The following is a 12,608-nucleotide window of genomic DNA, read 5'->3' as shown; positions in this document are numbered from 1 at the left end:
CGGGCGAGTGTTGGCAAAATTTCGTTCATGCAGATTTCTTTCCGTGTTTTGGTCTTACTTTCAGTTTCAATCCCTCGATCCCAACCACCTCCACGAGACGATCCTTTTCCACAGGTTCCTCCGAAACGGCGGTCCAGTATTCGCCCTCAATGAACACACGTCCCCGGCGAGCATCTATCGCGTCCAGTGCCGGAACGACCTGGCCGATCATCGCTTCGGACCCCGTTCGCGGCGGCAAGCGCTGCGCGCGCAGGCCCGCTGCAACCACGAACAGAAAGAACAGGGCGGTCACAGCCGTGGCTGGAATGATATAAACGAGCGACAAGTGAAATCCCGGCGCCGAACGATTGAACAGCATCAGCGCCCCAAGGAAGAACGCAACAATTCCGCCGACACTCAAGACCCCGTGGGAGGGCGTGTAGACATCCGCCACAAACAAAATGATCGCGAGCACGATCAACGCAATGCCCGCAATATTGATCGGCAGAATGGTTGACATGTAGAGAAACAGGATCAGCGCAATGGCCCCCGCGATTCCGGGAACCAGCGTGCCGGGATTGTTGATCTCACCAATGATCCCGTAGATCGCAACCAGCAGGAGGACAAACATCACCTCAGGCCGCCACATCAACTGGAAGAAACGTTCGCGCGGCTGCATCGGAATTTTCACCACGTTGGAACCAGTGGTGTTCAGTTCCGCATCTCGAACCGCACGCCCGTTCAGCTGCTTCAACAGGTCGGGAATATCGGCGGCGATCAAATCGATGACATTCAACTCAAGGGCCTTTTCAGCAGTGATTGAGGCGCTTTCCCTGACAGCGGACCTGGCCCACTCGGCGTTGCGACCCCGCTTTTCGGCGATGCCCTCGATGTAGCTGCTCGCGAAATTTTCCAGCTTCTGCTTCATGACATCGTCGGTCTTTTCGACATTGCCGCCCGATCCGATCGAAACGGGATGCGCTGCGCCAATGCTGCTGTGCGGCGCCATAGCTGCGACATCCGCGGCCATTGTGATGAAAGTGCCCGCGCTGCCAGCGTTTGCGCTGGACGGCGCCACGAAGACGACAATTGGAACCCGTGACGAGTAGAAGCGCTCTATGATGTCCTTGGTGGAATCCAGCAGTCCGCCTGGCGTGTCGAGTTGAACAATCAGAAAAACGTCGCCGCGAGACTCGGAGACGGAGATCGCGCGCGAGATATAACCAGCAGTGGCGGGGCCGATGGCGCCTTTGATTTCGATCAGCCCAATGTTCGCTCCGAACACGGTTGCCACGGATGCAAGGAGCTGCGCCGCCAGCAATATGGCTGAGTAAACCTTCATGACCTCGAAGGCACCTTAACAGAAGACCTCCACCGCGCAACTGCTAGAACCTCCGCCATTCGAAGCACTGACGGCGAAACGTCAGCACGGGAGCGCCGGTTTGCAGTCGGCTGACGCGCAATTTTGCGAGAGGAGCCACAGAATTCGAGCAGTCCTGGTTCCTTCGTCAATGTTCCTGCGCCGGTTGGCCGATCATCGTAAGCCGGCGCTCCGGCGGCTGATGCCGCATGCGAACCTGATGCTCTAAAACGGAATGCCCCTGGCGCAGGAGTTTTTGAAACGGGCTTCTACTACTCGCGAATCACGGCTTCTCCTGTTGCAATATCCAATGTCCACGGCTTCGGCTCAGGCAGCCGTAATTCTCCGTCTCCGATTTGAAGCGGCATCCAAAGATATCGCGAATCCCACTGCGTCCGCGGACGCCACATGTCGCCCATGAAGATCACCGAGGTCTGCTTCGATCCTGTCACTTTCAACATCATCGTGGACTGCGAGCCGTAGGTGTTGGATTCGGGCGGAGCAATGTCCTTGAATTCCGACCACGGGCCCGCAAGGGATTTGGCGGTCGCATACTTGTTGGGATTGGGATTCCACCCCGTCAGCGCCGAGCCCAACGCATAGTAGAGCCCGTTGTAATTCACAACCGCTCCGCCTTCCAGCGGTGACTTGATAAAACAAATCTCCTTTTCAACATCGAGGTAATCTTCCGACAACGCCGCGATGTGAAAACCCTTCGACGGGCGATCCTCAAAGATCAGGTAGGCGGACCCGTCATCATCAATGAACTGGCCAATGTCCCTGCTTTCGCATCCGAGCGGACGAAAGCTTTTCACGTATTGATAATCGCCATCCACTGTATCGCACACCGCCACGCCAACCCGCGCAAACTGGTAACGCCGATCGTCAAGATGCATGTACATCACGAACTTCTTCGTTTTTGCATTGTAGAAAACCTTTGGCCTTTCGAGCACCCAGCCGGGGCCAAGGTTCTCTGGATCCTCCTGCTGCATCACCTGGTTTCGGAACGTCCAGTTCGCCAGGTTGGTCGAAGCATAACACGCGACAAAACGTTTCCCGCGCGCGTTCGTCTGGCCGCGGTCCTCGCCAAACCAGTAGTAGGTGCCGGCCAGTTTGATGATGCCGCCGCCATGCGCCTGAACATGCTGACCACGGTCGTCAGGCCATACCTCCCCAGGTTTGATCAGTGCTGGAGCCGCAATCGAGTTCAGTGCCAGCACTCCGACAAGCAGCGCGCCCGGCATGATCTTTAAAAACAGGGTCGTCATTTAGTTTCCCTTGGTCAGGTCGTTGGCCACCGCTGCCGCAACGGCCTTCGCAATCAGCCGCGCGCCCTCCTTGTTCGGGTGGACCTTGTCCGGAAAATGCTCGCTCTTCGCGTCGAGAGCCGAATGCAAATCGATCACGAAAAGATTCTCCTCCTGCGCGAGACGCTGAATTTCAGGAATAATCTTCCCGCTGATGACGCTGTCTCGAATGCCTCCATTTTCCGGGAAGGCGGGTACCGGCAGGCAAACAAAAACCTTTATGCGAGGATTCGTCTCGCGAAAGCTGTTCACCATGGCGCGGTAGCTGGGCAGGAAATCGTCAGGATTTTTTTCGAAGTTCTGCGGTTTGCTGTCGTTCGTTCCCAGGGCAATGACGACGACGTCGGGTTTCGACGCCAGCGCAGCCTTGTACTCGGCGCGCTGCTGGTAGGGACGGTCTCCCTTGTTCATCATCGTGGCTCCGCTGACCCCGTAATTCTTCACCTCCCACCGATCCCCCAGCATTCGCGCCAGTTGCGCCGGGTAGGCGTCCGCTTTCAAGTCCTTCACGCCGACGCCGAACGTGATGCTGTCGCCGATGCAGGCAACGCGTGTGGCGTTGGTGCTCGGCTGGGAAGGTTCCGCTGCTTCAAGAGCGAGGGCAAAACCAATGATAGTGACGGCAGGGAAAAAACGTTTCAGTTTCATAGGCTTTCGGAAATTGACCCAGCTAACGTGTTGATCAAGGACGCGTTTGTCACTGGGGTTGTTACGGCGAAACCGCTCGCGCGCTCCCGTTCCCGCGAAGGCCGTCCAGGTCAACGGTCAGCCGCGGCAGCGCGCGCCAGCATGACCTTCTGTGACGGGCGGTAGTTCGCCACGAACTGGCGGCGATAGTCGGCAAACGTTCCATCGCCAATCGCCCTCCGAACTTCGCGCATGACTTTCAGGTACATGTGCGAGTTGTGAACGCTCAACATGCGCAGCCCGAGGATTTCGTTCACATTGAGAAGGTGACGCAGGTAGGCGCGCGTGAAGTGCTGGCACGCATAACATTCGCAGCCTTCCTCGATCGGCCGGAAGTCGGTCTTGTGCATGCCGCCCTTGATGCTGATCGTGCCGCCGTGCGTAAAGGCCGTTCCATTGCGTGCCACGCGCGTGGGAAGGACGCAGTCGAACATGTCAACGCCTCGCGCCACCAGCTCCACGAGTTGCGCTGGCGTACCCAATCCCATCGCGTAGCGGGGCTTGCTGGCTGGCAGGTGCGGCTCCGTGATCTCTATCGCCTTCAGCATTTCAGGTTCAGGTTCTCCCACGCTCACACCGCCAATCGCATACCCATCGAAATTCAGCTGAATCAACGCCTTGGCGCAATGCTCCCGCATGGCGGCATCGGCCCCGCCCTGTACAATCCCAAAGACCAGCTGGCCGGCAGCACGCTCCTGTTGCCGGCATTCACCGGCCCATCGAATCGTGCGTTCAACAGCTGCCTTCAATTCCTTCGCCGACGCGGTGTGAGGGGGGCAGTCGTCAAACACCATTGCAATATCCGATCCCAGGTCGCGCTGGATTCCCATCGCCTCCTTCGGGCCAAGAAACAGCAGCGATCCATCGAGGTGTGAACGAAATTCCACGCCATGCGCCTGGATCTTGCGAATATTCGAGAGGCTGAACACCTGGAATCCGCCGCTGTCCGTGAGGATCGGCAGATTCCAGTTCATGAAGCGATGCAGCCCGCCCGCGGCGCGGATGATGTCCATGCCGGGCCGGATGTTGAGGTGATAGGTGTTGCCCAGGATGACCTGCGTGCCCATCTCGAGCAGCTCGCGCGGATCCAGCGCCTTCACGCTCGCCTGCGTACCCACGGGCATGAAGACAGGCGTCTCAATGACGCCATGGGCGGTGCTAAGGCGGCCCAATCGTGCCTTCGTTTCTGAATCCGACTTCAACAACTCGAACATCGCGGAGAGTGTTAGTGGAAACACGCCGCGCCGCAAAAGGATTTGCGCGCGGCGCGGAGAATGGCGCGATCGCGCTTCTGAATGGTTACTCGAGGTGCACGATTCCGTGGCGCACTGCAGTGATGGCAGCTTCCGTTCGGTCCTGCACATCCAGTTTCGTGAACAGGCTTTTGAGGCGTGACTTCACAGTATCCTCGGAAATGAAAAGTGCCGCGGCGATTTCCTTGTTGCTTCGACCTTTGACAATCAATTGCAGGACTTCCAATTCGCGCGGACTCAGTTCCTCGCGTTTCAATCGATTCGCGAGCCGCCGAGCCACGTTGGGCGGCAGCGGCTTCTCGCCCGCGTGCACCGCCCGAATCGTTGAAATCACATCGGCCTTCGACATGTCCTTGAGCAGATACGACTGCGCCCCCGACTGGATCGCACGGTAGATGTCCTCGTCGGTGTCATAGGTCGTGACAACAATCACCCGGCACGCCGGAAATTCCTTGCGCAAGGCTATGATCGCCTCCACGCCGCTGAACTCGGGCCCAAGTCGAAGATCCATCAAAACAATGTCCGGCTGCAGCTGGCGATAGAGTTCCACCACGTCGCGCCCATCCGCAGCCTCCCCCACGACAACAAGATCAGGTTCGCTTTGAATCAGCGCGATCAAGCCCATGCGGAAAGCAGGATGATCGTCCACAACCAGGAGCCGGATTGAATTCTTCTTTTTCACGAGTGAAAGGTCGACTGCAGCAAGCCAGGCGGGCTTACGTTCAACAACATAGACGGCAACTACACAGCAACGGGGACGAGCAGGGTCAGCTCAGTTCCGCGGCCGGGACTGGTTTGCAACGTGAGCGCCCCGTGCAATTCGGCGGCACGTTCGCGCATTCCCACCAGCCCAAAACCACTTTCGCTGCGCGGCGGATGCTCGGCATCGAAGCCGCATCCATCGTCGGCCACACGCAGGCGGATCTCTTTGTCGCGAAACTCCAGCTCAACGTCAATCTTTCGTGCCTTGGCATGGGCGACCGCATTCGTGATGGCTTCCTGCCCGATTCGCAACAGGTTGTTCTCCGTCACGGGCGGCAGCCGGCGCGTTCTGCCAGTCGTGCGAATGCGTCCATCCACACCCGTTCCGCTCGTGAGCTGCTCAAGGATCCGCCGCAGCGCAGCGCTGAGATCGTTGTTTTCGAGAACCTGCGATCGCATGTTCCAAATGGAATTGCGGGCTTCGGCAAGGCTGCTCCGAACCAAAGAATGCGCTTCCTCAAGCGATCGAGCTGCGGGCTGCGACGCATCGGGCAAACGGCTCTTAGTGACTTCAAGTTGCATGGAAATCGCGCTGAGCCCCTGCGCCAATGTATCGTGAATCTCCCGCGCCATGCGATTGCGCTCGCTGAGGATTGCAGTGAACTGGCCTTCCGCCATGCTGCGCTGCACGGCCTGCTCCCGAAGCCGGCCGCGTGCAGTCCAAATCACAAATCCAATCAGCAGCAGCAATCCCAGCGCAACTGCGGCCAGCATCCACACGACTCGTTCGCGCGTCCACCAGGGTGGCGGCTGCACCAATTCCACGTCTGCAGCCGATCGAAGCAGGAGCTCGAACGAGCGCGGCTCCGCAATGCCCGCAACCCGCGACTGGTCGATGCTGACCGACGAAATTCCCGTGACTTTCAGCAGGCTTCCAGGGAGCCATTCCTGATCGGGCGGACCGCCGGGCCGCTGTCGCAACAGCGCGCGACATGACGTGTCGCCGCTTTGCATCACCAAGGCCCATCCGTCCGACGTCAACTGCTTTCCATTTAATATGCCTTCGATTTGAATGAGGTCTGCGTCATGGTTGAGTGCAAGGTCTGCGTTGGTCAGCACGATCGGTGTTGGCAGCGCCTCCTCTCCGATGCTGCGAAATACCGCGTCCGCCAGCACCGGCGAGTAATCGCCCCGGCTCGGGAAGCCGAGAACGTCCACGCGGTGTCCGGGAGTCAGGCTGTTGGTCTGGCGGGTCTGCACGCGCAACCCGCCAGCCTGGTCACGAATCCACAACATCTCGCCTGGAACATGATGAATGACGGTGCCACGCAGATGCACGCGATGCCCGTAGGTCCCTTGGGGGGCGAAACGCAGCAGGTTTCCCGAATTCAGCACGGGTGTGGCGTAGGGATTTGCGGGCGCGGCTTTTTCAACCGTGAACGCCGCGCCCGTCGGCACGACCAGCAAGGGACTGATCACCTGCCGGCTTTTGTTGAACAGGTAAAAAATCACGCCAGGCAGACGCACTTCAGCATCAATGAGCGCCTCAGGATTGAATCGCCCGATGATCTGGACCGCCAGCCGTCCGCCGCCCGTGGCAACATCGAGCTGGTATTTCCTATCGGCGATCAGCGTTTCGCACGTGCGAACAATTCCCGACACTTCGACCCATTGTGAGTCCAGCTCGCCCTTGATCAGTTGCTCAAAAGTCACGGCCTGTGGCGGCGGAATTTCCGCCCGCCCCCGCCGCCGCAGAGATCGCAGCGAAACAATCGGTGCGAACTCGCCCGGGTCAGTCATCCCTTCTATTTCGACCAGATCGCCGCGCTGAAGGTTGGCCAGCATTGCTGATGGACCCTGAACGTAAATTCCCGCGGTGTCGTCCATAAGCACGCAGCTCTGCCCGCCCGACTGCGGATCGGCGATGATCGTTCCTCTCAGGCGCACGGGAAAGTTCCGTGCAGCCTCGATCGCGCTCAGCGTTCGAACCTGTGCAGCATTGGTCAACACACCCCACGCGCGAGTGGCTGCCGGCATTTTCGGGATTGCCTTCGAAAACAATCCAACGACCTCGCAACGGAAGGATGTGTAGGACCAGTAACGTCCCCGCAGCCAGAGCACGGCGTCGGAATCCTTTGGCACACAGGGACGCAGATTATCCACGGCCGAATCGCTCGTGATTGCCTCCCACTGAAAGGTCAGACCACCATCGGATGTTACGCCACGCCACAGCTCATAACGCTCGTCGTGCTGCAAACGCACATCATCAAGACTGGATGCCCCAAACGGTTCGGCTGCATTGCTGGAAAGGTAGACGACATTAGGGTTTGAAGGATCCAGACAGATCCCGGCCGCATACTGCTGTTCCGCCGCGTAAAGCGGGCGTCCCGCATGCGCGATGAAACGTCGCTCCCAGTTCGTTCCCGACCACCGCGCGTAATAATAGGCGATGCGGCCATTGGCCCACTCCGTTGAATTCGTCCGGCTGACACTGAAAACGCACACAGGGTGGCCGTCTCCCCCGCGCGCAACGTCCCAGCACCAGGGGCGCCCGTCGGGAATCCATTGGTGCGGGTTTTCCTGGGGTTCACTCCGATAGGCATACACAACGCTTCCCACCTCATTCGAATGATGCAGCAGCGGGAGACTTTCCCAATCCTTTACCACCGTTCCCGTCGTGTCCCGCACCGCGCCCTCCGCGTAGAATAGATGATAGAGCGACGTCTTCGTCTCGCGCGGATGGCCTTCGGTGTAGATGAAGTCGACGCGGTTTGAATTTGAGAACAGCTTCAGATAAGGACGGGCTGATGCGGGTTCCGTGTGGAGAAACATCTGCGATTTTGCCCAGGATTCACCGAGATTCGTGGAGACGAACAGGGTGGGATTGAAGCTTTCGTTGCGCACCAGGTTGAACATTCGCGTGTCATCCGCAAACAAATTCGCGTAATGCACTCCCGCGCCCGAACCACTGCTGCGACGCTCGGGTCCCCATGCCGCGGGATTGGTCGGGTTTGTCGTATGCGAGATGCGGTAATAAAAGTGCGGATCCGCCCCGTGCCGCGAGTAGGCCGCCACGAGACGCCCATCCGGGCGGGCCAGCAAGCTCGGAACATTGAAGTCATCGCGCTCGGCAAAACTGCTCGTCCACAGGTTTGTCGCCGATCCATTCCGCGGGTCGAACGCTCTCAGCACAGTCCGCGCGTCAGTATTGCGGACGTAACCCAAGTACAGGACACCATCGTGCATCAAGGCCCTCGGATCACTGAACCAGGTCCACGCACCGTCTTCTGCCAGCACCACCATTCGATCCTGGTTCTCCGCTGCGTTGACGTCACAAAACAACAACGGAAGCAGCGCACACCAGATGAGCGTCCTGCTGAATGCTCGCGTGAGGCATTCCCATAGGCGCAGTCGAAGTGCGGACTGCGGGGTCATGCAGAAACAAGAGTTGGCGAACCTTGGATACGCGTTGCTGCATCCCCGTTGACACATTTGCGGCGCAGGCGCAGCCGCCAGCTCGTCAGCACGTCATAGCTCACAGAATTCTTCAGGCGCGCCACATCATGCACCGTGATTTCCTCGTTTCCCTGCCGCCCCATGACGACGGCTTCGTCCCACATCTGCGCCTGCGGGATGTCCGTGACATCCACCATGAGCGCATCCATTGCGATGCCGCCGATGAGCGGCGCTCGCTGCCCGTGGATCAGCGCGCCACCCGTGTTGCGAACGCGCGGAAATCCATCGCCATAACCAATGGGCAGCACAGCAATGCGGCGTGCAGACGGCGCTGTATACCGCATTCCATACCCAACCACTTCGCCCGGCTTCAACGATTGAATGGCAGCAATCCGCGCTTTCACCGACATCACGGGCTCGATGCCTTCAATGCGGCGGCAGACGGTCGAAGGAAAAACTCCATACATGAGAATGCCGACACGCACCATGTCGCGATGCGCGTGAGGGAGATCCAGAAAACCGCCGCTGTTGCAGAGGTGCTGCTGAACACGGATGCCGCGGGTCTCTAATGCATTCACGACGTCGTCGAAGCGCGAAATCTGAAGATTGGCAAATCCCTTGTCCGTTTCGTCAGATTGCGAGAAGTGACTCATCACCCCTTCAAGCTCGAGAGCCTTTTGTCCCAGCACCTGCTCAATCAGCGGAAGCGCTTCATCCCAGCGGACGCCATAGCGGCTCATTCCAGTGTTCAGCTTCACGTGCACCGGCAATCGCGTCTCCGCCTGCTCAGCAAGCCGCGCCAGCTTGCGCAATGTCTGCGGTTCGTTGATGCAAACCGTGAGATGATGTCGAACGCACCACGGCAGTTCCGCTTCCTGCCGTTCGCCGAGCAACAGCAACGGAGCCGTGATGCCGACTTCCCGTAACGTCATCGCTTCCTCAAGAGTGCTCAGTGCGAGCCCATGCGCGCCCTCCTCCAGTGCGATGCGCGCCACCTCGACAGCTCCATGGCCATACGCTTCATCCTTCACAACTGCGAGGAGCTTGACCTGTGGTGGAAGGTCCTGGCGAATCAGGCGAAGGTTTGTTCGGAGTCGTGCAAGGTCAATCTCGACCCACGCGGGGCGAAGGGGAAAAACTGTCGGATCAGAATCCATTTTCGTGCATTGCTGTTTACCTCGATTCCAAGGTCGAGCAAAGCCGAAAGAAAAAAGCGCTCGAACGGCAAAGAAAGGTGCGACAAACGGATTGGCCTATGGCAAAGTGTGCGCGTCCGGGCTGTGAACGTTTCTTCAGCGGGGTTCCCCACCCCCACCTCCTTGGCGTCGCAGTCCGGGCACTCTTTCAGTTTCTCCACCACGTTTGCACATCGGAAAGCCGCCGTGCAGGCACGATGGGACCGCCCTGCCATGCTTCAATTTGCGGGCGCGGCGCCGCCTTTCCCGGCAGCGCGGGCGCGACCTTCCCCGAAGCGTCGTTGAAAAAGAAGGTCTCGGACGCAATCAGCATCACCTTGATCCCCTTCGGCAGGGATTGAAAATACGGATATGTGACCACAATCGACTTCATAGCTTCCCTTTCTGTCGGCGTTTGGACCAACTCGCCCGCACAATATTCATTTCGGGAAGCGATTCCTGTTACAATTGCGTGAATAAGTTGGAGATGCACAGCGTCAGCGCGGAATCGCGTGGCGGCGCACCAATACCGATGGCTGCGGATGCAAGGTGAGAGTCAGAAAACCTCCGTCCTTTAGCAGTTCAACTCCCGACAGCGATGGGCAGAGATGAACATTGAAACCCCGCCAGTTCCTGGCTTCTCGAAGCGCGCGGCTCATTTTCCGGAGGGAATGACCGAACCATCGCACCTCAGGCATTCCAGCCAGCATGCGGCTCATCCGAAACACAAGCGCCGTGTGAAGATGCCCGATGACAGTGCACTGAACCTGACCAAGACGCGCATGGATGACCGGCTCGCGCGCCAGAAACGGCAACGCCGTGGGATCGTGGCAAAACAAAACAACCCGTTCCTCCGTCCTCAATGCTTCGAACGCAGCCCTGATGTCGCGCAAATGTTCCTCCCGCAAGGCCTCCCAAAACGGACGCTCGGCCGACAGCATTTCGGACTGCATCGCAGGGAGTGCAATCAGCGAAGACGTCACTCCGATCAACACGTGCAGTCCAATGCGGTGCTGCCAGAACGGCTGAACCTTCAACCCATCAACCATGCGCTCGTAACTCGCCCGACGCATTCCCCCCTGGTTTCCGGCGAAGCTGAATTTCCCCAATTCATGGTCGCCCGGAATGGCGCGGAATCGATCCCCAAACCGCGCGCGCAGCTTGTCGAGACACTCGCGCGCGCTCGCAAACGCGGCGTCGTCGCTGACGCCCACAAAAGCGCTGTCGCAAGAGAAGTCGCCGTTCGCCACGAGAAAGTCGGCATCCGCCAATCCTTCAAGAGCAACTTCAAGCAACGGATTGTTTCCCAACGGATTTCGCAGCCAGATGAAGCGGCGAAAGGCGCGGAGGAGAAGGCGCACCAGGGGATTGGCTATGCCGCGGAATTCGTAATCCCTGCCGCGCGCCTGTTCACCCAGGCCGGCAAAATGCAGGTCGCTGCAAACGCCAACAGTCACGCTGCCATTCATCGCCTGCTTCAAACACCGGGGCTCCCTGCGGGCAGCAGCACAGTGAAGGTCGTTCCCGATCCCGCCGAGCTTTCCACCGAGATCGTTCCGTGATGCTCGTGCACGATCTTGCGAGTGACTGCGAGCCCGAGACCCGTGCCATGCTGCTTGGTCGTGAAGAATGGCTCGAAAATGTGTGGAACCTTCTCGGCCGGAATCCCGGCGCCTGTGTCGGATATTCGAATGCGCAAACACGGTCCATTGCCAGCGCCTTCGCGAACGAAATCCGTTTGCACCGTCAATAATCCTTCCGTCGCAATCGCCTCCACCGCGTTGAACAGCAGGTTCACAAACGCCTGCTCCAGCTGGTAGTCATCGCCGCAAACGATGTCGGGATCGGCCTTGAGCTCGATCTTCATGGTCACGGTCTTGTGACGGAACCCGTGTTGCACAAGGCGCAAGGAATGGTCGAGAAGCTTGTGCAGATGGACAGCGGCAAAGCGGGGTTGCGATGGAGCGGAAAAACGCAGGAGCTGAGTGACCATTGAATCCACCCGCGCAATCTCGCGCCGCACAATCGAAGCCAGCTCGGTGTCGGGATGCTTCTCCAGCAGAAGCTCAACGAACGTGCGCACCGCCACGAGCGCATTCTTGATTTCATGCGCAATGCTCGCGGACAACGTTCCCACGCTTGCGAGCCGGTCCAGCCGCCGCACGTTCTGCTCCGCATGAGCGTGCGCCGTCACGAGCTGGAAGGTCACGATGGTCGCGGGACGCGAAGGAGTGATCGAAGGCACCGCGCTCGCCACTGCAAGGACAGGCTGCGCGTCTGCGGGCGAAAGCACGAGCACGCGATTCACGATTGCGACGCGCTGGTCCCGCGCTTCCTCAATCAGGTGCCGCAAAGGATCCGGCAGTTGCGCCAGATCCAATCTGGCCTCAGACGAGAGTCCGAGGATCCGCACAGCCTCGGGATTGATGCCTGTGAAAGAACCGGTCTGATCGACAACAATTACGCCCGCCTCAATGCTGGCGCGCAGCATCGCTTCGAATGTGCCCTGACCGCCTGTACCAGAACTGCCTGGGCTCTCAATCAACATCGGTAAAACATGCGTCGAGTGTTCGCTTCCGCGATCTCCGCAGCAAGGTTTGTCGAATTCGCGGATCTGCAGCCGGACCGAACTGGGTTCGAACGGTGGATCACGGCCGGATGAAACTCGATTAAGTCCTGCGAATCAATG

10 protein-coding genes are annotated in these 12,608 nt (G+C 58.9%); all 10 read right to left on the bottom strand.

Annotated elements, in window-relative coordinates; translation table 11 throughout:
- Positions 1-25: 25 nt before the first annotated feature.
- The 10 genes from VEH04_19670 to VEH04_19625 all read right to left on the bottom strand — a co-directional run bounded on the left by VEH04_19670 (position 26) and on the right by VEH04_19625 (position 12,467).
- The gene (locus tag VEH04_19670) at positions 26-1,321 is read right to left on the bottom strand and encodes a nodulation protein NfeD (protein ID HYG24993.1); all 1,296 of its coding nucleotides are present in this window, start codon (positions 1,319-1,321) and stop codon (positions 26-28) included.
- Between the two features lie 290 nt (positions 1,322-1,611).
- Positions 1,612-2,607 (bottom strand): family 43 glycosylhydrolase, encoded by a 996-nt coding sequence (locus VEH04_19665; GenBank protein HYG24992.1) that lies wholly within the window; start codon positions 2,605-2,607, stop codon positions 1,612-1,614.
- Entirely contained in the window at positions 2,608-3,294 is a 687-nt protein-coding gene (locus VEH04_19660) for a GDSL-type esterase/lipase family protein (GenBank protein HYG24991.1), read from the bottom strand.
- Between the two features lie 110 nt (positions 3,295-3,404).
- On the bottom strand, positions 3,405-4,547 hold the full coding sequence (tgt, locus tag VEH04_19655) for a tRNA guanosine(34) transglycosylase Tgt (protein HYG24990.1): 1,143 nt from the start codon (positions 4,545-4,547) through the stop codon (positions 3,405-3,407).
- Positions 4,548-4,632: 85 nt separating this feature from the next.
- Positions 4,633-5,268, bottom strand: a complete 636-nt coding sequence (locus tag VEH04_19650) for a response regulator transcription factor (GenBank protein ID HYG24989.1) — start codon at positions 5,266-5,268, stop codon at positions 4,633-4,635.
- 59 nt (positions 5,269-5,327) lie between these two features.
- Positions 5,328-8,723 (bottom strand): histidine kinase, encoded by a 3,396-nt coding sequence (locus VEH04_19645; GenBank protein HYG24988.1) that lies wholly within the window; start codon positions 8,721-8,723, stop codon positions 5,328-5,330.
- On the bottom strand, positions 8,720-9,901 hold the full coding sequence (gene alr, locus VEH04_19640) for an alanine racemase (protein ID HYG24987.1): 1,182 nt from the start codon (positions 9,899-9,901) through the stop codon (positions 8,720-8,722). The genes VEH04_19645 and alr overlap by 4 nt, the downstream gene beginning before the upstream one ends.
- A 187-nt stretch (positions 9,902-10,088) precedes the next feature.
- A complete protein-coding gene (locus VEH04_19635) occupies positions 10,089-10,313 on the bottom strand; it encodes a hypothetical protein (protein HYG24986.1) in 225 nt (74 codons plus the stop codon).
- Between the two features lie 103 nt (positions 10,314-10,416).
- A complete protein-coding gene (locus VEH04_19630; GenBank protein HYG24985.1) occupies positions 10,417-11,388 on the bottom strand; it encodes a metallophosphoesterase in 972 nt (323 codons plus the stop codon).
- 8 nt (positions 11,389-11,396) lie between these two features.
- On the bottom strand, positions 11,397-12,467 hold the full coding sequence (locus VEH04_19625) for an ATP-binding protein (protein ID HYG24984.1): 1,071 nt from the start codon (positions 12,465-12,467) through the stop codon (positions 11,397-11,399).
- Positions 12,468-12,608 lie beyond the last annotated feature (141 nt).

This window comes from Verrucomicrobiia bacterium, from assembly GCA_035629175.1.
Lineage (GTDB): Bacteria > Verrucomicrobiota > Verrucomicrobiia > Limisphaerales > DASXHY01 > DASXHY01.
This window is presented reverse-complemented; position numbering and strand designations above follow the sequence as displayed.